25 protein-coding genes and 1 tRNA gene are annotated in these 20422 nt (G+C 61.5%); 6 read left to right on the top strand and 20 right to left on the bottom strand.

Going from position 1 to position 20422, the window contains the following annotated elements:
• Positions 1-53: 53 nt before the first annotated feature.
• Positions 54-130, top strand: a tRNA-Arg gene (locus FNJ47_RS03095).
• Between the two features lie 793 nt (positions 131-923).
• The gene (locus FNJ47_RS51020) at positions 924-1388 is read left to right on the top strand and encodes a hypothetical protein (RefSeq protein WP_235999392.1); all 465 of its coding nucleotides are present in this window, start codon (positions 924-926) and stop codon (positions 1386-1388) included.
• A gap of 5 nt (positions 1389-1393) precedes the next feature.
• Here the strand turns inward: FNJ47_RS51020 and FNJ47_RS51015 are convergent, their stop codons facing one another.
• Positions 1394-1681, bottom strand: coding sequence for a DNA -binding domain-containing protein (locus FNJ47_RS51015; protein ID WP_235999389.1), 288 nt, complete (start codon positions 1679-1681; stop codon positions 1394-1396).
• A 213-nt stretch (positions 1682-1894) separates the two neighbouring features.
• Positions 1895-2404 carry a hypothetical protein gene (locus FNJ47_RS03085; protein ID WP_163150525.1) on the bottom strand — a complete coding sequence of 170 codons (510 nt, stop codon included), beginning with the start codon at positions 2402-2404 and terminating at the stop codon, positions 1895-1897.
• A gap of 743 nt (positions 2405-3147) precedes the next feature.
• Here FNJ47_RS03085 and FNJ47_RS03080 point away from each other — a divergent pair.
• From FNJ47_RS03080 to FNJ47_RS03065, 4 genes are all read left to right on the top strand, one after another.
• On the top strand, positions 3148-3381 hold the full coding sequence (locus FNJ47_RS03080) for a type II toxin-antitoxin system HicB family antitoxin (protein ID WP_163150523.1): 234 nt from the start codon (positions 3148-3150) through the stop codon (positions 3379-3381).
• 18 nt (positions 3382-3399) lie between these two features.
• The gene (locus tag FNJ47_RS03075) at positions 3400-3720 is read left to right on the top strand and encodes a helix-turn-helix domain-containing protein (protein WP_163150521.1); all 321 of its coding nucleotides are present in this window, start codon (positions 3400-3402) and stop codon (positions 3718-3720) included.
• A 529-nt stretch (positions 3721-4249) separates the two neighbouring features.
• Entirely contained in the window at positions 4250-4564 is a 315-nt protein-coding gene (locus tag FNJ47_RS03070) for a hypothetical protein (protein ID WP_163150519.1), read from the top strand.
• A gap of 182 nt (positions 4565-4746) precedes the next feature.
• The gene (locus FNJ47_RS03065; RefSeq protein ID WP_163150517.1) at positions 4747-4965 is read left to right on the top strand and encodes a hypothetical protein; all 219 of its coding nucleotides are present in this window, start codon (positions 4747-4749) and stop codon (positions 4963-4965) included.
• Between the two features lie 307 nt (positions 4966-5272).
• On the opposite strand, the gene FNJ47_RS03060 is transcribed toward FNJ47_RS03065, so the two are convergent.
• The 18 genes from FNJ47_RS03060 to FNJ47_RS02975 all read right to left on the bottom strand — a co-directional run bounded on the left by FNJ47_RS03060 (position 5273) and on the right by FNJ47_RS02975 (position 20422).
• Entirely contained in the window at positions 5273-5452 is a 180-nt protein-coding gene (locus tag FNJ47_RS03060) for a hypothetical protein (protein ID WP_163150515.1), read from the bottom strand.
• 432 nt (positions 5453-5884) lie between these two features.
• Entirely contained in the window at positions 5885-6202 is a 318-nt protein-coding gene (locus FNJ47_RS03055; RefSeq protein WP_163150513.1) for a hypothetical protein, read from the bottom strand.
• Between the two features lie 75 nt (positions 6203-6277).
• Positions 6278-6880: a hypothetical protein gene (locus FNJ47_RS03050; protein ID WP_163150511.1), complete on the bottom strand. Its 603-nt coding sequence runs from the start codon at positions 6878-6880 to the stop codon at positions 6278-6280.
• Positions 6873-7691 (bottom strand): lysozyme, encoded by an 819-nt coding sequence (locus FNJ47_RS03045; RefSeq protein ID WP_163150509.1) that lies wholly within the window; start codon positions 7689-7691, stop codon positions 6873-6875. Before FNJ47_RS03045 ends, FNJ47_RS03050 begins: the two co-directional genes overlap by 8 nt.
• Positions 7688-8041, bottom strand: a complete 354-nt coding sequence (locus tag FNJ47_RS03040) for an HNH endonuclease signature motif containing protein (protein ID WP_163150507.1) — start codon at positions 8039-8041, stop codon at positions 7688-7690. The genes FNJ47_RS03045 and FNJ47_RS03040 overlap by 4 nt, the downstream gene beginning before the upstream one ends.
• Positions 8042-8197: 156 nt before the next feature.
• A complete protein-coding gene (locus FNJ47_RS03035) occupies positions 8198-8512 on the bottom strand; it encodes a hypothetical protein (RefSeq protein WP_163150505.1) in 315 nt (104 codons plus the stop codon).
• Positions 8513-8606: 94 nt separating this feature from the next.
• Positions 8607-9752: a tail fiber protein gene (locus FNJ47_RS03030; protein ID WP_235999387.1), complete on the bottom strand. Its 1146-nt coding sequence runs from the start codon at positions 9750-9752 to the stop codon at positions 8607-8609.
• 131 nt (positions 9753-9883) lie between these two features.
• Entirely contained in the window at positions 9884-10417 is a 534-nt protein-coding gene (locus tag FNJ47_RS03025) for a hypothetical protein (protein ID WP_163150503.1), read from the bottom strand.
• Positions 10418-10532: 115 nt separating this feature from the next.
• A complete protein-coding gene (locus FNJ47_RS03020) occupies positions 10533-11285 on the bottom strand; it encodes a hypothetical protein (protein WP_163150501.1) in 753 nt (250 codons plus the stop codon).
• Between the two features lie 254 nt (positions 11286-11539).
• Complete coding sequence (locus FNJ47_RS03015; RefSeq protein WP_163150499.1) at positions 11540-12280, bottom strand: phage tail tip lysozyme; 741 nt, start codon at positions 12278-12280, stop codon at positions 11540-11542.
• 152 nt (positions 12281-12432) lie between these two features.
• Positions 12433-14511, bottom strand: coding sequence for a hypothetical protein (locus tag FNJ47_RS03010; protein ID WP_163150497.1), 2079 nt, complete (start codon positions 14509-14511; stop codon positions 12433-12435).
• Positions 14511-16043, bottom strand: coding sequence for a hypothetical protein (locus FNJ47_RS03005; protein WP_163150495.1), 1533 nt, complete (start codon positions 16041-16043; stop codon positions 14511-14513). The genes FNJ47_RS03010 and FNJ47_RS03005 overlap by 1 nt, the downstream gene beginning before the upstream one ends.
• Positions 16044-16811: a tail fiber domain-containing protein gene (locus FNJ47_RS03000; RefSeq protein ID WP_163150493.1), complete on the bottom strand. Its 768-nt coding sequence runs from the start codon at positions 16809-16811 to the stop codon at positions 16044-16046. It lies immediately after the preceding gene.
• Between the two features lie 80 nt (positions 16812-16891).
• Positions 16892-17263 carry a hypothetical protein gene (locus FNJ47_RS02995; protein WP_235999385.1) on the bottom strand — a complete coding sequence of 124 codons (372 nt, stop codon included), beginning with the start codon at positions 17261-17263 and terminating at the stop codon, positions 16892-16894.
• Between the two features lie 22 nt (positions 17264-17285).
• Positions 17286-17600 (bottom strand): hypothetical protein, encoded by a 315-nt coding sequence (locus FNJ47_RS02990; RefSeq protein ID WP_163150489.1) that lies wholly within the window; start codon positions 17598-17600, stop codon positions 17286-17288.
• Entirely contained in the window at positions 17597-19327 is a 1731-nt protein-coding gene (locus FNJ47_RS02985; RefSeq protein WP_163150487.1) for a hypothetical protein, read from the bottom strand. Before FNJ47_RS02985 ends, FNJ47_RS02990 begins: the two co-directional genes overlap by 4 nt.
• Complete coding sequence (locus tag FNJ47_RS02980; protein WP_163150485.1) at positions 19327-19995, bottom strand: hypothetical protein; 669 nt, start codon at positions 19993-19995, stop codon at positions 19327-19329. The genes FNJ47_RS02985 and FNJ47_RS02980 overlap by 1 nt, the downstream gene beginning before the upstream one ends.
• Before the next feature lies 1 nt (position 19996).
• On the bottom strand, positions 19997-20422 hold the full coding sequence (locus FNJ47_RS02975; RefSeq protein WP_163150483.1) for an XkdW family protein: 426 nt from the start codon (positions 20420-20422) through the stop codon (positions 19997-19999).

Here is a 20422-nt window from a genome sequence, read left to right as displayed (position 1 = left end):
GGACTTGGCGGAATGGCGGATTTTTCATATTGGCGGTGTTACAAGGCGGCCACGGTCCCGTAGCTCAACTGGATAGAGTAGCGGATTTCTACTCCGCGGGTTGCAGGTTCGAATCCTGCCGGGATCGCCAGCGCTAAAATCGCAGACTGAAATCACTCCACAATTTGCCTCTCGTTGACCCACTTTTTGGAACGCCTGTTCCGGTGGGTCACATCGACTTGCAGAACGTCAGGATGATGCGCGGTAATCACCTCTACCCGCGCGTTCGGTGGGCGCGCCGGCCGGCGGTTCGCCTCGCCTAGGGATGCACCATTTGGCAAGGGGCTCCCGATGGGGAATACCTGTGATGTCAGCCCCTCTGCTTCTCTCGGCGCTTTAGCTCCCGTTCGACGGCATCACCGATGAACTGATCCATTCCCTGCTCGCCAACAAGATCGCGAATCCGCTTCCGGACTTCCTCCGAAAGGCGAACGAGCGTCGGCTTAATTCCTAAGACCTCACCGGTGACCCATCGCAGCTTACGCTCTCGGCGCGGTCCGCGCTTTGCAGCATGCGCCCTCCGGCACGGATGGGGCGTGGACTTGTTCATCAAGGACAGATGCGAACGCTGTCGTCTCGCCCTGGGTGAGACCGTGTATGACGGAAGACTAGAATATCGCCCTTGGACAACTCGACCCAAGTCTATCACCGGTCTTTGTGTCGCTGCCATGGTGACGCACCGTACGAGGCGTACCAACTAAATCTGACCGCTCGGATATGCAGGTAGCGCCGATCGCTATATGAGTTGCGGCTCTAGCCCGCCACAACTTGTGACGACACCGGCATGCCGATCCCCCTACTCATCGTTTTTGGTGTCGTGCTTCTACTGCTTGCTCTCATTTGGAGCGGTCGTTTTCTCTACAACGCAGGATTTCGAGACGGCCGTGAGTACGGTCGCTCCGAGGCCTATCAGCTTTACGTCGGTCGAGATCGCGACAGCGAGCCCCGCCCCAGCGAGGGAGCGGCCGAGCGGCGTGCCGTTTAAGCTTTCTCGCGATTCCAAGGTCGCGATCGGATCAACACTTTTCGCGCTCGCGGCAAGCGGCTTCCTCGCCCTTATGCCTCGGCAACCACCCGATCCTCGGCTGCACGGCACTTTCCGCCTCTGGCAGGGTAACGCCTATGTCATTGTGGTCAAATACCCCTTGAGCGAACTGAAAACCGCAAAGCTCTACGAGGACAACAAGCCGCTCGGCCCGTCAAACAGCGATCCGCAGGCCATTTCGGCGAACGGCCACGGCCTCTACAAGCTCTATCGGGAACCGGACGAGACCGCACCGACCCTGATGTTTTCGGCGAGTGACAATACCGATCCGAATACCAACGGCCGGAAGTATCGTCTCGAATAACGATGCTAGCTGTGGGGCTGAGAAGGCCATCGCCGCCGCAGGAGTTGGCGATAGCCTTGATTGGCGCACCACTTCGCCCGCGCAAGGTGGCTTTCGAACGCCCGTCGAGCTCGGTCTCGCTCATCGTCCGGGTCAATGCGCAAGACGATCCGCGATACCTCGCGCCAGTCGGCGCCTTCCGAGTCGGCATCGAGCATGCGCATGTAGGTAACGCCGTGCGCCTCATCGTAAGCGGTCAAATCTGGACCGGAGGGAGCCAGATCGGCAACGACTGGAGTGTTTAGAGACGGCATGAGTTCCTCCAGATCGCTGGTCGCGTCTCTAGATCCTCGCTTGCCTTTGTGTCGCCGCCGTGACCAGCGTCGCATCGGCCGCAGCGCCTTATCCGCTTGTGGCATAGTTCTGAGAGCTCGCCGAAACGCCGGGCGCCCGGCGAGCCCTACCCTCGCCCGGCGCTTGTGTCTGCTGTAGTTGGAAGACCATCGCTTGCCGACGTCTCTTCCTCGCTAGCCGACGACTGAAGAAAACAGGTCAGCTATGTTCCGGTGTAGAAGGTTGTCGAATGTCATATCGCAACCGTCTTCGTCATAGGTTGGCCATTCCGTTCCCTTTTTTTCGCAATCGGCGACGTGCTTCATGAGAGCTGCAACACCGGCCAGCGTGGTCGGCGCAATCTGGACGAGGTCAAGAGTTGCATCGTCCTCGGCTCCGGACAATTCCTGGGTTCGGCGCTCTGCAGCCATCCACCGCGGGTCATCAGATGCAACTATCGTCAGTCCATCCCAAACGTTGTACGAAGATTGCCGCTTTTCCCGCGGGATCTCGCTCTCAAGGTCACCTTGGTAGCTTAGGTGCCTTTCCAAATTGACGCACGCCCGCTGATGAGCTTCGATCGCAGCAAAGATCGGATCGAAAGGCATAGCTCTCAACGCAGGGTGCGCGCGAGTGGCTGCGGGAACGGCTGCGACGACAGTAGAGCCGGCAGTGAGTGCGGCAGAGCTTACGAGCATGTTCATCAAAGCAGTCCTTCTATTGATCCCAGTCCCCTCAATGCCGCCGCCCTTACAAGCCGGGATGGGCTCGCGCGGTTCGATCAGATCTCGCGGGGGCTGACATGCGGCCGGCTGGCTATCTCGAATCGCATCGAGGCCCGACAATTTATCGGCACCGGAGGTGCACGATGGCATTGGGAAGGACGAGCGCGAGGGCGGCATGCTATGCACGCGGGTAGCTTGGACCATGGTTCGCTCCGTGGTTTGGGTCAGAGCCGAGCCAGTGTTTCCACCACTTGCTCGGCTCGCTGTTTTATGACATCATAAATTCATGCCGTCAACAATAAATAACATTAAAAAATCACGCCGTGGTCGCCCTTCCGTAGAAAGCGAACCCGTGACCGTGCGCATGAGAACGGATGCTCTGAGAGCCATCGATGACTGGCGGCGTGTCCAGGATGATTTGCCAGGACGCCCCGAGGCTATTCGTCGGCTCGTAGAGCAAGCCCTTGAGAAAGCCGTAAAAGCCTCCAAATGAGTGGTCGACTCGATGAAATGGCCAGGAACCCGGCCGCTGGGTGGCGAATTGGCCAGATCGGGTTGGTTTGCGAAGAGTACGGGGCGAAGCTATCCCCGCCTCGAGGCGGTGGCTCGCATTTCAAGGTGAGCAAACCGGGCAAGAAGGAGATACTCACCATCCCTTTCAGACGCCCAATTAAGCCGATATATATCAAGAAACTGGTAGCCTTTTTGCGGGATTGAAGATCATGGGCGAGCGTCCGCACTATACCATCGTGATCGAACCGCTTTCCGACGAGGACGGCGGGGGTTTCCTCGCGACCGTTCCCGATCTCCCTGGCTGCATGTCGGATGGTGAGACCGAATTCGAGGCAGTGCAGAACATCCAAGATGCTGTTGCATGCTGGATCGAGGCTGCTGAGGAAAATCACCGCCCCGTTCCCGCGCCGTCATATATTCGGCGCGCTGCTGCCGCCGGATGAGGTAGCGGCCCAACCGTCATGAGCCGTAAGCGGTGCAAAATCGGCGAAGCGGCCGATATCTTGGGCGAGAGCGAGCGCACCATTCGGAATCAGGCAGCCGCCGGCAAGATCCCAGGCGCCGCGAAGATTTTCGGAAACTGGTCATTCGATATTGCGCTCCTTCACGCTTTCGTAGCCGAAAAAGAGCGCGAGGCCCCGCAAGGCGCGGTCAAGCGGTCGGGTGCCCGCAACACAGCTGTCCAACTGGGCGCTCCCAAGCCTGGAATCAGCCCGGGCTACGCCAATGCGCTCAAGAAGCTACGGCTGCTAGCTGCAAAAGGGCGCGACGATCCGCAATGACCCAACCGCCTCGAGTTCTCTCGAAACAAGAGGCCGCAAATTACTGCGGTTGCAATACGCTCGCCGCGTTCGACCAGTGGCGCGCCAAGGGCATTGTCCCCGGCCCGATCCCCGGGACCACCCGATGGGACCGGAAGGCGCTGGACGCCGCCCTGGACCGCGCCAGCGGCCTTGTGACAGCATCAGCACCTGAGCTTAACTCATACGAGCGCTGGCGTGCCGCGGAAGTGGCTGCCGGTAGGTTGCCACCGAAAGCGAAAAGCTAGACGGTGCCGACCGACGGGGATTTGCGCGGCTGGTAGAGCAAGCCGTGCGCAGCAAAACCAATAGTCCATGAGCGACCGACCATCACGCTTTGTGCGGCCTGAGTTGACCGACGATATGCCGATCACCCTCCAGGAGGCTTGCGGCCTCTATTTCCGCGCCATTGTCACGGAAGTGAGCCTGCGCGCGGGATGCTCACCATCTTCCGGGTCGGGCGCCAAGACTTCGCGGCTCTCCGTTTCCTCCGGGAGATGAAGGAAAAGAAATGCCTCGCCCAAAATCCGGCCCGCGCCTCTGGCTCGACCAAGAACGCGAAACCTGGACCGTCATCGACGGCCGAAAGACAGTGCGCACTGGGTGCAGCAAAGCACAGCTTCAGGAGGCGCAAGACTTCCTTGCGAACTACCTCAAAGCCAACCGCGCCAAAGCCGTACGCTTTGCTGAGGCCGATCTCGAGCGAGTAATCAACGCCGCCAAGCAGGCCGGCGCTGGCGCAGTCGTAGTCAAGCCAGACGGAACGATTCGAATCGAGCTTGCTGCTAAACTGGCCCCAACGGCTATCAAAAATCCGATGGATTGAACCGCGTTTGTTCTTGGCGTCCTGAGACTAGGGCACCCCGATTTTCGCCGGGCCGTGATCACCTGCTTGTTCAATGGCTTATTCTGTGATGTCCCAAGATCTGGCAGAACATTTTATCAACAAGACTGGCAACCGGCGTCCGCCGCCATAGCTATCATGCAGCATCACGTGGGGCTGTGACCGTGCCAACCTATCTTGCCAGCTACGACCTGAAAGAAACCGATCCAGATCCGCATGAGACCTTCCTGGAGAAGGCCAAAGAGCGCGGCTGGAAGCTTTGGACCAAGGGCAAGAGCGGGAAGTGGTATCGTCTTCCCAACACGCCCCGCTTGAAGCGCTGCGGACTACTCCTGCCGTCGCGCTCGGCGTTGCCGACCGCGTTTGGACGATCGGCGATTTGATCGACGCGGTGTTGCCGTTAGAGCCGAACCGGCCCGTTCGCGTAACGCGCAATTTCCGGGTAATTGAAGGTGGGAAAGCCGAGTGACGGCGGATGCAGGTATGCGGATGATTCCGCATACCTGCTCTCGCTCTTGTTCAATATCCCCGAGATTGGGTGCAAGAGCCAATGCGGTATCAGTCTCAGCAATTAGAAAACCGACCGAACAGCATTTGACCGTATCAGGTAACGAATACTCGTCCGCCCATTGCCACGCCGCAAGCGGACGCTGGCTGTCTTCCCACTCGACCAAAACAAGCGGGTAAGAGCTACCGCTTTTTGCCGGGCGGTCGTCTTGGCTCGATGTGTCGCTCGACTGATGCTGCCAATGTCCGTTCGGCTTTGTTGCCGCTTTGGAGCTTCTGGCCCGCGACATGCTTGACCGGACGCGACGTTTTTGGCGGCGGGCTTTCATAACGCTTGCCGCCGCCGGAACTTTTGCCTGCCATTGCTACCCCTCTTCGTGAGATCAACTAAGGGCTGCATTGTATCGCCTTACCTTCAGTTCGCGAGCAAATTAAAGCTCTATCCCCAATATCCAACCTTCACCGCGCCCGTCCGTTCCGGTCAGATTCACTGTCCTAATTCCCTCAGCGAGTGTCCTAACCAGGACAGCACCAACGATCGAAAGCGGCGGGTAATGTGAGGGAACGATTGAAGCGATCGTTCTCACCTTCGCAGCGATGCCTCAGCGAAGAACTCTTCGAGCCGATGAAGGATGACTTATGAGGCGCCCGCAATTCGTGCTCGGCGCCTGCGCGGTGCTGCTGGTTGTCGCCCTGGTCATGGCGATGCTTCGGTGATTATTTCGGCCCGTGCATCACGTAGTGCCCGACGGCTCCAACCAAGCCGGTCACCCTCGGGGCTGGCAACGTTCATCCCTAATGCTGGCTCTTCACGAGCCCGTCAATGCGGGTTCCAAGCGCGTTGATCGCATCAATAACGCGCTTTTCGAGGGCGCCAAGAGTGTCTTTCGACACGTAGTCCCGCGCCACCTCAACCCGGAGATCGGTGAGCTCCTTCTCAAGCGTGATCGCCCGGGAGACGGCGCCGGAAGCCTGCTTGGTTGCCGCATCGGCGATGGATTTCGCTTCGACGATCCGATTCGAGAAGTTCATCCAGAATGTAAGGATGCTACCCACGGAAACTACGGCCGCGAGAGTACCGCCGACGATCGCCACCACAGTTGAGGTTTCCATCACTTCCCGCCGTAGCTCTTGCGAACGTTCGCATACCAGGTCGGCACCGCGCCGAGCCTGCTCCGCAGTTCATTGTCATCGCTGACCGTCAGCAGCAGCATCGCCGTGGTGTCCTTTCCCCGGCAGCCAGGAACGCGGAACCAGGGGAAATAGCACTCGGCGTCCAGATGCGGCACCGGGGGTGCCTTTGTCAGGAGGCGCGGCGTTGCCGGCAGATTTCGCTTTGCCGCCGGCGGTGCTGGCGCCAGCGTCTCCGGGCTGTGCGCGCAGGCCGCTAGCGTCACCGTCAGGATCAAAAGCGCAGCTTGCGCCAGCCGCTTTGAGGCGGGCGATTTCAGCAAGGTCGGCGTCATGTTGGTCCTTCGCTTTCGATTCGATGGCGCTGACGAGCGCCTTTTCATCCGCCGATGCAGCCGTAGCGGCCCGCGCGTCGGCATGATCGGAAAGGGTCTGCAACCGCGCGCGCTCATCGGCAGCGCCGACCGAATGCCCGTGGATGAGGCAGACCCATCCGACAAGCACCACGCCGGCGCCCGCGATCGCGACGCGCCGCGCGAGCGGGTCGAAATAGAACAGCGCGCCGCAGGCAGCCAGCGCACCGAGCGAGAGCCCGGACCATGCCGAGATATGGGCAACAGTGCGCCAGGCCGCGCCGATGGCCTCCAGTGCGCTAAACATGCTCGCTCATGAGTTTGCTGCGACGGTCCCAGATGATGAAGGCGCACAGGCCAGCCGCTGCGATGCACAGCAAGAACTTCGGATCATGCAGCGCGATCGCAAGGCCGTCCCCGAGGCCGAGCTCGTCAAGCGAGCCCTTCGCCTCCCGGATCGGCTCAAGAAGGTCATTGAGCGCCGTAGCGGCCTCGGCGAGCGATAGCGAAAAGATGCTCGCGCCCGCGGCGGCTGTCTTGGACTTGCCGATGGTTTTCGGAGGCGGATTGCGCTCAGCCTTCGGCGAATGAACAATGTCCGGGTTCGGCGCCGGCGGGGGCTCGATATGATCCGCGGTGTTGAACCACGCGATTTCCGCGGTGCGCCGGCGGGTGAGCCCGTTCATGTGCTCGCCCTTGGAGAAGGTGTACTGCAATAGCTTCGCCGGCACCTTCTCGGGTTGACCGGCGTTGATGAGCTTGATGGCGGCGACGGCGGCACTCGGACAGTTGAAATAGGTGTCCACCAACGCATCAAATTGGTGCTGCGTCACCTCAACGCGCAACAGCCGATTGACCGCTGCCACACACGGCGCGAGGTCATTGGAAAGAATTTCCCCGGCCTCTTCTCTCGTGATCCTCATCCCCTTGACGATCTTGGGAGCGCCGGCAGCATCGGTGTGACCAGCCCCAAGGGTCAATGTGCCTCGGATAGGCCCTCCATCCCACTCTGGATAGCGCCCATGAACCTTCGGTCGTTTGTCGTCATAGACGTACAAAACGATCTCTTCCCATGGCTCCGTAAGACGTTCGCGAGCAACGCGGCTGAATTGCCTCATGGGCGCACCTCACGGTCAAGTTTCTTCCACGTCTGGCCGTGCTTCAGTCGAAAGACGGTCATCCACGAGATGCCGTATTCAACAGCGATTGCGCGGTGCGTGCGTTGATCGGCTATGATTTTTCTCGCCGCGCCTTCATCGAACTTGGTGTTGTGGTGCTTTTCTCCAAACGAATGAGGCGGTTGAGAACCTCTATGCTTCGACAACATGTCCCTCGTGTTGTCTTTTTTCGTTCCCAAGAATAGATGGTTGGGGTTGCAGCACGGCGGATTATCGCACTTATGCAAGACACTCATGCCCTCCGCGATTTCGCCTTCTGTCAGTTCATAGGCGACACGATGAGCCTTCAAGTTGACGCCGCGCCCTGCGGTTAGCCGTCCGTAACCGTTTGCATTAACCGCGGCTCGCCAGGGCCAGCATTGATCCGGCCCACACTGCTCGACCTTAGACCAAAACCTCTCAGAGAGAGGCTGCCTCTTTCGCGCTTTCATTCCGCCTCCCCCTGGTTACGGCTGCGGCAAAACAGGCGCGGTCAGCACAGGGGCCGGAGTGGGAATAGCCGCCGTCGCCCGCGCCTCGAGCACCGAAACGCGGCTCTGGAGCGCGGCCACGTCCGCCTTGACGGTCGACACCACGCCGGTTTCAAGCTGGGTGAGATCGGCCCTGACCTTCTCGACCGCAGCGGCGCCCGAGGCCCATTCGCTCTTGAGCCAAGCCAACGCCGCTTTCACACCCTTGGTGGCGCACAGATACGCGAAATAGGTCGCGCCGACGCCGGCACCCCCGAGCAAGAGACTTGGCACACTGACTTCACCGAACATTCCGGAACCTCGCTGTTGGAGCGGCGAACACATCGCCATTTGTCTGGCGCGAGCGTGCTCATCGTCCGGTTGCGAAGATGTTTCGGTGGGCCCGCTAGATAATCCGCATGATGTAGTTGCAGCAGATCGTCGGCTGTACGATCGCATGGGCCGCGCTTCCGCCAGCATATGCGTTGGCGATCGAGACGCCGGTGGAAGATGAGGATGCATAATAGCTGCCATCGCTCCCGTTGTTCACCTGAATGCCGACGATAGGAGCTTGCGAGTTCGCGCTGATCGTCCCGAGCTGGCGGCTTGGAAGGCTCAGCGGGTGCGTGTGGCCGGGATCAGACAGCGTGTTCGCGTGCGCATGCGACGGGATTTCGTTGAGTGAGAGCGTGTGGCTTTCTCCGCCGCCAACGACCCCTAGCGTTCCATAGGAACCAAAGTAGCTTGGCGTGAACCGATACGCATAGGTGCCACCCATGTTATCCACGCCGGCCGAAACGCGCCCGCGCTTGTCGGGAAGATTGAACGTGGTTGAACCGTCGCCCCCCCCATATCCCGTCCCGATCAGAGAGAAGAGAGTGGCATATGTCGTGCGCGAGATCGCCTGCCCAGCCGGAAACGCAAATGAGCTGTTGGGCGTGGCCGATCCCCAATAGTCCATCCCAGCCGCAAGCGGCACGTTGTAGGGATTTCCGAAGAAGCCATGCAGGTACCAAGCGCCATCGGAATTTGAATAGGTTGCGCAATACGGCGTTCCCTGCACGATGGTGCCAGATGACAACTCGACCCCCGGCGCCGTCCGGAGCGCCTTTTGGCCCAAGCTATCGACATTGAGCAGAACAGGGCCGGCGCCGTTGGTCACGTGCGGCGTGAACGCGACCATCTGCTTGTTCATATCGGCGAGCGAATCGAACTGACTGAATGTCGAAACGACATAGGCAGTGCTGGTCCCGGTGGTGACGATCGCGCCGCTAATATCGTCGCGATATTGGGCAACAGCAGCCATCGTAGCGCGTGCCGAATCGTTGATGCTCGATGGCGCTTGTCCTTCAGACCAATTAATCGAAGGATCGGCGCTTGCGTTCGAATTAGCCGTTTGACTCCAGCGGTAAAGAGGCATCCAGTCATCCCGAGATTGGCAAAGGTTGATGCGCCAAGTATCGGGATGGTTGGTTGTGAAAAGACTGCGGCGGCTCCGAAGAACCGCCGCGCCCTTCGCCTTGCGCTGCTGGGCCGTGCCAAGCCGCGCCATGCCATATCTGGCCCCGCACTGCCATGCCTGCCGCGCCGTGCCTTACCTAGCCTGCGTTGCCGCACCTTGCCTTGCCGCGCCGTGCCCGGACGAGCCCAGCCTTGCCTAGCCTGCCTTACCGTGCCTACTCTTTACGCTGCGGTTTGTTCTGCCGTAGGTGTCTTCACCGCTTCCAGCCTCTCAGCTATCTGCTCCACCGCCTTTACGCCGCAGCTGGCATGAACCACGGCGCCATGATAGCGGTTGAGCCATGAGCGAAGCGCTGCCGCCGCTTGGTGGCAGTGTTCAGCCATGTGCGCTGGATCGTTCGGGTCGACTAAGCGATAGCCGCCGCCATCGCGACGGCCGTCGACAGGGGATTGAACCAACGGCATTTCGATTGTCCGCACGGCGACCTCCCCCTTGCGCCCGACTTCTTCGATCTCGAAGCGGATCCGAAGATCCTTCGCGAAGGCGCGCGCCTGCCAGAGATTGTATTCCGCGGCCGCCTTCTTCGTGTCCCATTCGAACCAATCCCACGCCGGGTGGCTCTTGCCGGTCTCCTTCACCTCGCGGACGAAGAGGGTTGGATTGTACAGGCCGTTGTGCTTGCGCGCGAACGCTTCAACGATCTGCTGCCGCTCTTCCTTGGTGAACGTCTTCTTCACAACACTCTCTTTCGCCATTTCACCCTCTCATTTTGATGCCGGACGATGTCAGTGCGCCTGCGTTGCCTAGCGGCTGCTTACGCTCCCTCACCGGGACCCCCCGCCTTGCCAAGCCTGCCGTGCCTAACGCCGCTCAAGCGGCTCTGCGTTGCACCTCTGCAAAGAAGTGCTCCATCAGATCCTCGGTATCGCGATCCGCGAATTCCGGATCAGTCAACGCCGCCTGCTGCGCGGCGCGCCCGTGGTTCTTCACGAGATCGTCCCACTCAGCATCTTCCTCGCCCTCGCCGAGTACGCGGAAGCTGCCGAAAGAGCCTTTCCCTTTCTCTTGGCGATAGTCACCGACGCCGATCAGGATGCCGGCGTTGCAGAGCAGCGACACGACGCCCTGCACGCTGAGTTGAGGCGTGATGAAGTGGGTTTCGATCTCGGCGCCCCACTTCGGAAGGTAGCAGCGCGTGCGGATGTCCGGGGTGCGGTTGATGTCCGCGCTTCTGGTGACGTCCATGCGGAGCTGCGGGATACCGTAAAGCGGGACAAAATCGCCGGGCATGAAGAGCAGCCGCTGCGCAGACGTCTTTGTGAGGCCGGGAGTTTCGAGCGCCGCAGTGCACATCGCGGCCTTGACCGCGACGACGCGAAGCCCGAGGGCGGTTGGACCATCCGGGAGGATTTCGGCGCTGTCCCTGAATTCCGTGATCGGGTCGTGCTTGATCGCCGCGCGATCAGCTTTTGATTTTTTCCGGCCGCCGGTCAGCAATTGCTGCTTGGCCTTGCTCGCCATCCGGTTTTGGAACAGCGGCGTCAGGCCGATTATGCGTAAGTGCACGCTGCCGCGTTTGAGCGGCTGGACTGTTACCTCTGTCGTCTCTGCTTTCTTGACCATCTTCATCTCCATTGGGCGCCCGGCCGGCCAGGCCACAGACGCAGTGGTTCGCTCTCGCGAAACCGGAGCCCAATGAAGGTCCGATCTTCGCGTCTTGATCCCTCTGGCCAAGGGAATTGCTCAGGTGATGGGCCAGCTACCACCCGCGCTATCACGCGGGTAAAGTTCGATGCGGCCCATTCACTGAAAAGTAGAAATCTGTGAGCTTGCGAAAATCTTACCTTGCGCGGCGCGCGGCCTTCGTGCCGGCACCCTCACTGAGAGCTAGCGAAAATCGGAGCCCGCGCGAGAGCCGCGCGAAGGCCGGATAGATCGATTGGTTTTCGCTGCGCGAAGAAGATCGGAGGCGCCTGTACCTGCGGGTCGACGAACGGCGCAGGCTGCGGCACGCTCGCGCCGGGTGAGCCGCCAGCAAAAATCGGCGCCGCTGGCGCGGGAGGAACGGGAGCCTGCTGCGGCGACGGTTGGGTTGCGGATGGTGGCGCTAGCGTCGTGCTAGCAGATGGCCCGTAGGCGGCGAAGGCGCGCGCGGCATATCTGGCGCGCTCGGGATGGGCGCCGGGGACGTTCCAGTCCTTCGGGCGCTCAAAGGCCAGCATGGCCTGGCCGGCCTGTTCCGGCGTCTGCGCGGCCGTCAGCCCGGCATAGGCCGCGCTCTCGGGGCCCTTCAGCTCGGAGTGCAGGAATTCCAATTGCGTGTTGAGATCGTTCCAGGGCGTGCCTTTCGAGGCCGCGTAAGCCCGCAGCGCATCGGCCCGGCCGCTATTCCACTGCCCTATACCAATCGAATCGCTACCGTCGCGGCCGTCACCCCGGCTGATCGCATTCGGGTCCAAGCCCTGGCCCGATTCGCCCTGCAGATTGCCGACGATGCCGGCGGCCTGGGCCGGCGTCAGGCCCTGATTGACGAAATAGGTGTATGCCGCGCGCCCGTTGTCCTGCGGGGCGGCCGGGACATTGCCAGCGGTATCATCGGTCTGGTAAGTAGCTGCCATGGTCCGCCTACTTCAAGTTGCAGCTATAGTCATATTCGGCGCCATCATGTTCGGGCTAAAGACTGCCCTGCATTCGATTGAGGACGTGCTCCGACCATTAGGATGGTCCGGCCTCGCCGTATTCGGCCTGATCGGCGCAATGGGATGCACAATCATCTATCTTGTTGCCCGGGCGATTGACCGAGCTGACGAAGTCCGCGCCCGGCCGCAATCATCGACGCCAACGACGCCTGATCTCCAAGCCGATTTAGGCTCGGAGAGAGGGCGGCACGCCGGTTGATGTAGTTCGCAAGCGCGTTGAGATAAGCACGCGCCTCAGGACCTTGCGCCGAGAGGATGCGCGCGACCTCACCGTAGCTTTTCGTCGGATCGGTATGCGTAAGCGCGTTCCAGAGCGGGACTGCCACGTACTTCTTGCCAGCCGCACCTAAAGCTCCCACTACTGTCATGTTCGGATTGACAATGGGCGTTTCGCTCGACGGGTCTGGCTTCATGGCGCGCGCCGCCGCGGTGCGCTGTGCGGTCTGCGAGTTTTCGACCACCTTGTTATAGGTGTCCCGGAATTTGCGGTTGCGCTCGACGGACTGCATGAGTTCGTCCGCAGCATCTTGCCCGTGAACGGTCGCGATTTTCGCCGTATTCCAGCCGCCCTCGCCCTGGAGCTCACCACGGAGCGCCTCGAGATCGTTCGCCTTGGTACCGAGAACGCGCTCGATGTTGCCACGGCTGCCCTTCGCAAAGGCGATCTTTTCGCCCGGAGATAGCGGGTCAAACTCGGCCGCGAAGCGCTCCGGTGAAGGCGTAGTTTTCCCCGAGCCAAGATACTGCGTTCCGGCCTCGACCGCGTCGGCGCGGTTCGCGAGTGCGGCAGAGGCTCGATTCGCTGCAGCATAGCCCGGCACTTGGTTTTCAAGCGTCTGGTTGAGCTGGCCGCGCATCCACCTCAAGACACCCTGTTGGCGCGAGAGCGCGCCGGCCGGAACGCCGAGGCCAGGGGCGTCATATTGGATGACGTTATCCAGCTCCTGCTTGACCTTGTGCAGCACCTCGGCGTCATTCTGCGAAACCGGCACCTCGTCAAAGACCGGTTGCCCGGTGCGCGGGTTGACTTCCTGGTGGCCAAACGGGTCGAGCCGCGGGCGCTGCTCGGTCGTCATCATCATTTCGCGCAGGTTCTCCAGCGCGCGGCGCTCCATGCCGACCGCCCGGGGAATGGCATGATCAAGCTGCGTCAGGATCGGCGCCGTCTGCACATCCGGCGCGTTTCCGAGCGCCGCGGGATAGGCCGCGTTGTCAACCTGCGTTCGGTGCGCACGGATGGCGTTGGTGACCGTCTGAGGGTCCTCCGCAGGCCCGAGCGTCCGGTTGACGTCGGACATGACGCGCGCGTTGGTGCCCTCATTGCGGCGCGTGAGAGCGGTTTGCAGGATCGAGCGCCCTTCGTCGCTGTTGAGGGATGCACCCTGCGCTTTGCCGAGCAGTGCCGGCCCGGCATCCGCCAAGGTGGCATCGGGCCCAAGCCTATCCAACCGCGCGTGGAGCGCCGGCAAGCCATCTGCCTCTACTGCCTCAAGCAAATGTGACGCAGCGCTGCGCGAGATACCCGGCACCGAGCGCGCCGTATCCGCTAACCAATTCAGTCCGGCGCCAACACCGCGACCAACGGAAGGAACTGCTCCGCCGAGTAGGCCACCCGCGACCGCGCCAAAGCCAGCACCTTCGACGGTTTGGGGGATGTCAGTCAGATCCTTTGAACTGAAGGCGCCCTGAAGGCCCCCTATACCCGCGCCAGCGGCCATGCCGACAAGCGACTTTGCACCCAGCGTTGCACCTTGGAGGCCACGCGCGACCGGCATCAGCGGCAGCGTAGCAATCGCGCCGCCGGCGTTCGCGACGGCGTTGCCGATCGGATGCTCTTCGGCGAAATGTTCGGTCTGCGCCTGCTCACCCGCGAGGTTGGCGCCGTAGCCACCCGACTTGCGGCCGGTGAGGTCATCCATCTTGGCGGCGAAGCGATCGGCGAGACCAAGCGTCGCGCCATTGGCGATTGCTCGCACATACGGGTCCGCCGTCTGGAGCGCCGAGCGAATCGAGTGCAGCAGCCCGACGTCATCCGGATGCATGTCGGAGTTGAGCGCGGCGAGCGTCTCCGGGTCGGTGACCTTCTGCGGCTGCGCCGTGTCGCCGTTGAGCTGCGCGAGGATGGCGGGATCGGTAACTCTCTCAGCCATCACTTGTCCCCGACATACCAGCTCTTGCCGCCGTCATCGGTGTAGTAGGTCTTGCCGCCGACGGATTTATGCATCTTGGAGAGGTTTTTCGCGTGATCGTCGGCCATGCTCTTGTTGGTCGGCGAGCCCTGGAATTCCGGCAGCGCGTAGCTTTGCGTCAGATCCTGCCCCGTGACCGGGTCCTTGATGTGGTGCGCCTCATCGTAATCGGTGATGATCTTCTGCACCTCAACCGGGTTAATTTTCTTGCCCCCCGAAATGGCCTGCGCCGTCGCATCGCGGATGGCGTTGCCGACCGCAATGTTCCGCTGCTCAATCTGAGCCTGGATGCCTAGCAAGCGCTGGTTGCCGGTCGTGCTCATATCAAGACCGGGGTTTGCCTTGAGATAGTTGCCCATCTCGAAATTCGTGACGCGGCCGCCAACCGAGCTCTTCGCCATGTTGCCGGCCATCTGCCGGTTGAACTTGGTGAGAAATTCCTTGTCGGAAATATCGCCTTCGCTGAACGGCTGGAGCCCGAGCGCGCTGGCGCCCGCATTGATGGTCTTCTTGAGGTCGAGCACCTGCTGTTGCCCGAGGCCGCCCGTGGAGCCACCGTTGCGCTGGATCGCGTCAAGCGCACCCTGCATCGCGGCGACGTCGCGCGCGCGGGCCTGCGCCTCTTCAACGCCGTTCGCCAGGCCGGCATGCGCCTTGCCGAGCCCCTCGACGAGCTGATGGTCATAGGTCTGACCGCTGTTCATATCGACGCTGTTATTGATGTTGGTCGCGCCGGCGCGCGCCTTCTGCGTCGAGAACGTCGCATAGTCCATCGGCGCCTGCCCTTGCGGGAGGCTCTTGAGGTAATACTGATACTCCAGCACGCTCTGAGGCGTCTTATCGTCGGGTTCATAGCCCTTCGTGATCGCGCCCGTCTTGTTGTTAAGAACGTGCCCTTCGCCGGCGGATGAAAACTGGCCCGGCCCGAAGTTCGAATCGACAAGCTGCTTCAGCAGCTCGGTGTTACCCGGCTGCACGGCTGCATATGCCACTTGCGGGTCAACGTTCTTCGCGATCAGCGCGCGCGCCGTTAGATTTGACGACTGCGCCAAAATGCCAACCGGGTCCGTGCGCTGCCCGGTGATAAGACCCGTCGCGCCGTCGGCCAGCGCCGGCAACAAGCCCTTTGCGTGCGCAAAGTTCTGCAACCCTGCGACAAGGTTCCCGCCGAACCCTGAGAGGGGCGACGAAGTCTGCGACTGCATCGGCGCTATAGTAGGCGGGGACGGCATCGCTGAGGAAGCCGCAGGCGCTGCGGCTGGGATAACAGGGCTCGGCCCAACAATCGGAGGCTGAGATGTCGCAGAGATTGGTGCTTGCGGCTGCGTAAAAGACGGGGGCATTGCCGCCGCGGCAGGTATCTGCGGCGCGCCATACTGCGCCTGATCGGAGGCGAGGCCCGAATTCATCGGTTGCATGTCGGCGCTGCGCTTCAAGAAATCGAGGAGACCGCCGCCGTCGGAAGCCGGAAAGATCGCGTCAAGAAGTCCCATTTAAGCACCGCCACCGAACAGTTTGCCGAGACCACCAAGTAGCCCGATTGTTGCCTGCATGGGGCTCATATTGGCCGTGGTGTTTGACGTTCCGTTAGAGGTCGTGCCAAGGCCCGCCAGTGGAATGCCCATCTGCGCGAGCAGCCCGAGATTGGAGGCCGGCAAGCTCTGCTCGAGTTCGGACGCGGACAGCGCCGTTTGAGGCCCCCACGTGCTGTTAGTGAGCGCCGTCCCGACCGAATTGACGCCGGCCTGGGTGTTGGCGTTGGCGGTCTGGTTGTTGCCAGAGATCGCGTTGGATGTGGTGTTGCCCGCGCCATAGAGCGAGTTGAGCGCTCCTGTCCGCGTCGCGGTGTCGAGATTGGCCTGGTTCAGGATGATCGGCGCCTCTCCCTGGGCGATGCCGCGCCCCAGCGTTTGCGTGTTCATGCCCGAGCCAAATCGGCCGGCCGCGGCGAACTGGCCGTTCACCTGGTTGGTGACGTCATCCTGCACCTGATGGAGAGCGGCCTGCACTGCAGGCGTGTTGATCGTCGAATAGTTCGGGTCGGTGTACGGCGTCATGCCGGCTCGGTAGCTGGCCAGATTGTCGGTCAACGCGCCGTTCTGGGCTGTCGCGTTGCCGCCCGATAGCAGGTTGTTCACAGCTCCGGAGGTGCCGCTTGCGTAGGGATTGCCCGCATTCCCCATGCTCGTCAGTTGGTCAATAGCGCCCCGCTCATTTGAGGTAACGCCGGTATTCGGAAGAAGATTGTTGACGCCGCTCAACAGCCCATTGACCGTCGGCATCGCCGCGGCCCATGGGCTCGTCTGGCTCTGCGTTGTGGTCTTTTGCGAAGATTGCGTCATTAAAGCCCCTTTTCCAGCACGACAGACTTTACGGCATAGCCACTGAGGACACGTTGCCAGCCCGGGCGCCCTCCGATCAGCATCGCTGCACAACCCTCATCGCGGGCGTAACTCTCGATCCCTTCGATGAGCGGCAACCAGCGATCTCGCCCGTCACCACCGCAGGCAACCAAAACGCATAGCTTGCGGCCGGCCTCAACAACGAGCTGCGTCACGGCAGCGGCCTCGATCTTGCTGCCGTCATGGGCGAGCCAGAGCAATTGCAGCCCAGCCAGCACCTCACGCTCGGTGCGCTCGAAATCGCCTAGACCGGTTTTTTCGGACGCGCTCTTGATGAGGGCCCGCGCGAGGGGCCACACGTCGGAGACCATCGACGGCGCGACGCAGGCCAGCCTAGCCCTGGATGGCATAGGTGAACGTCCGATCCGCTAGCGTGTTGCTAGCGTGTTGCACCACAAAGCTTCCATTCTGCACCGTGGCAGCTGGAATATAGGTGGTGGAGATAGCCGCTGCGGCGTCGCTGGTCTGCGGCATCAAGATGATGGCCGATCCGGCGGCGCAATTCTGATCCAGAACGGTTGTGGAAGTCGCACTGACCGCGAGCGTAACAGTCCCGATCGCGTTGGAGCGCCCCGAGCCGAGCTCGTGCACCGCGCGAATGATTTTCTTCAGGTCCGTCTCGTTGAGACCTGGCAGATAGACGGTCAAATGGCGCCCCCCGCAATCACGTCAGGGGTGACGCCGGCGTAATAGGTCCAGTTCGCGCCCGCAGGGATGCGCCCGCGGAAGCGGATAAACCGCGCGTCTCGCATTTGGTCGAATCGGCCAGTTCGCGTGCTGAGGGCCTGCTCTGTCCCGACGATCGGCGTAGCCTGCAGCGTGTCCCGGTACACATAGCGGCAGAACACGTTGGCCGCATCGGTGACCGGCACAAAGCCGCACGCCGTGAGCCGCGTGCCGTCTCCGCTCTCCTCGGCGCTGTCAATCGTTGCCTCCAGCGGCACGCCTGAGAAGAACCCGAGCGCGTTGGTCGCGTCGAATTGCCCGAGCTGCGGCTCAAGTGACGACGGATAATCGTCAAGCGAGAGCGTCATGGCGTCCACCGAACCGCCGATCTGGCCCCCGCTGACATAAGCGTTAGTGAAGGTCGACCCGACGAGGTCGATATGGGTCGAATCGATGACGGTGAATGCCCAATTCGGATTTGCGGTCGTATTGTTGGCTTCCGTGGTTCCCACCACGTTGTAAACTCGGATAAACGGCTGACCGAGAATTGAGAAGCTCGCGTTGCTCTCGGCGCTCAGCGTCAGCCGGATCGCGCCAGAGCCGTTGTTCGCCGCGCCCGTGATGGTCAGCGGCGTCGGCGCGAGCGCGTCGAGCTGCTCGAGCGTGACACCCGATTGCGAGATCCCGAGCAGGAATTCGCCAGACGATGCGACCGGGAAAAATCGGTCAAGCACCTCATCATAGCCCAGAAGCATGTCGTATAGGCCAGCGGATCCGGACGTGGACCGATAGGCCCAATAGATGCGCGAGCTGCGCGGGTCAGCCGTTCCCATGAACAATTGCAAGTTGCTCGCGTCGAGATTGGCGAGAAAGGTCCGGTTGACGCGCTCGCGGCCGATCGGCAGCGGCGGGCCGCCAGGCGAAATCTTGTAGAAGCCCTGCGTCGCGTAAAAATAAATGCTGCCGCTGTGCTTGATGATCGAATACGGCGCGAACAGGCCGAGCCCCTCCGCGATCTTCTCGATTTGAAAGATGAGCGGAGACCCCGCCACGTAGGCCATCGAGCGGATGATCTGATCCTGGAAGATGACACCGGACTGATCGCCGCCGGCGACGCCGCGCACAATGCCGCCGTCCGTGAAGTCCTGGAAGTCGGATGAATTGACGCCGGCGGTCCAGCTCTGCGCCGCATTGAAGCTGTAGAGCCCGGACCACATGATGCGGTAGGGGGTCGAGAGTAGCCCTGACAGCACGAGGAAGCCGCCGATGACCGTCACATAGGCGGCCTGCGGCGGCGAGCCGAGCGCCGCGCTAAACTGCGTCGCGGACGAAAGGTCGAATACCTGCAACACCACATTGGCCTGCGTCGCGAAAACCAGGCTCCCGGTCTGTGCAAACTGCCACTGCGCCGTGGTCCCGACCGAGGCATAGCTCGAGCCGCCTGCGGACACGTCCGTCCAGGTGAAATTCGTGTTGTTGAGCTGGTAGAGCTTCGTCGCGGTCGCGGCGAACGTCACCACGCTCCCGTCGAATTTCAGCGCATAGAAGGCACCCCGACATGGCCCCGGGAGCTTGCTCGCATACGGCACAAAGGCCGGGAACGGCCCGTAGCCGTCGCCCTGCGGCGTCACGTTGCGGATGTTCTTCGTTGACATGCCGCCGAAGTCGCTGACGTCAGGGCGATACTCGGCAGCGCGAACGATGGACATTATCCAGTCACCGGCGGCAAGATCTGTTGAGCGGGATCAACCGTCCAACGGTTAGAGGGCTGAGCGGATGCAGTCCACATGCTCACGGTTTGCGGCCCCCGTCGCGCGCCGACGCCGAGCATCCCCACATCCGTGGTGAAGAATTGTCGGGTGTCCGGGGCTAGTTTAGACCCTGCTGGTTGCGCTTGTGTCGCCCATGGCCCACTCGGCTTTCCGGACGGAAGCCAGTTGATGAAATCTCTCGTATAGCCCGCCGAGATGCCAGAAAGCGCGTATGCGCCGGCCGCTGGCGTGACCGCGACTACGAGTGGCGCCGCAGGAGACCCGAAAGAAAAAACGGCGGGGAGCGTCGGCTCCATCGTGATGTCATTTGCCGGAACGCCGGTAAGGACAAAACCACCCGTGATTGCGGCCTCGGAAACCGTGAAGGCCGCAACGATGCCAGTAAAAGCGAACGCGCCAACGTTCGCGGCCTCACCGATCTGAAATGGTGCCGCGATGCCATTAAAAGTGAATGCCTGTCCGATCGCTGGAACGCTCGTGCTGAATAGCGCGGCTACGCCGCCCTCGGTAAACGCCCCTGAGATCGCAGGAAGGTAGACATAGGACGAGGCCGGCAGCTGTCCGAGAGCCCGCCTTCCGACCGCGTCAAAGCCGAGCAGCGACATTCTACACCGTCACGTTCAACGCCGATGCAATCTGCGACATGCGGGGGGATCCGAGGATGTTGACCAGAGCAGTCCAGCCAGCCAGAAAGCGCGCGTTCGTCACCCACATCGGGTCACGTTGGGCCACCATCGCATACCACAACAGTGAGTTTGCCGGGCTCGACGCGATCGCCGTCTGAATTTTTCCCATGTCATCCGCGGTAAACTGCGCCATCAGGTCTTGCGGCAGCACGCTCTCCGGCGCCTTCAGCGCATCGGTGTCTACAGCCTCGATCTGAGCTTGCGTCGGCTGCGCCACGTCGGCGCGATACCACCCGGAAATTACCGGGCCAGAACCGTCATTGGAGACGTCGAAATCAACGCGCGGCATGAGGCCAGGGCGGAGGCTTTGAACCGCCGCAACGAACTGCTCTGGCTGGAAGGCCAT

This window comes from Bradyrhizobium uaiense (genome assembly GCF_010811875.1).
In the GTDB taxonomy this organism is placed as follows: Bacteria; Pseudomonadota; Alphaproteobacteria; order Rhizobiales; family Xanthobacteraceae; genus Bradyrhizobium; species Bradyrhizobium uaiense.
The sequence above is the reverse complement of the archived record's forward strand: the minus strand, read 5'-3'. Positions and strand labels throughout refer to the sequence as shown.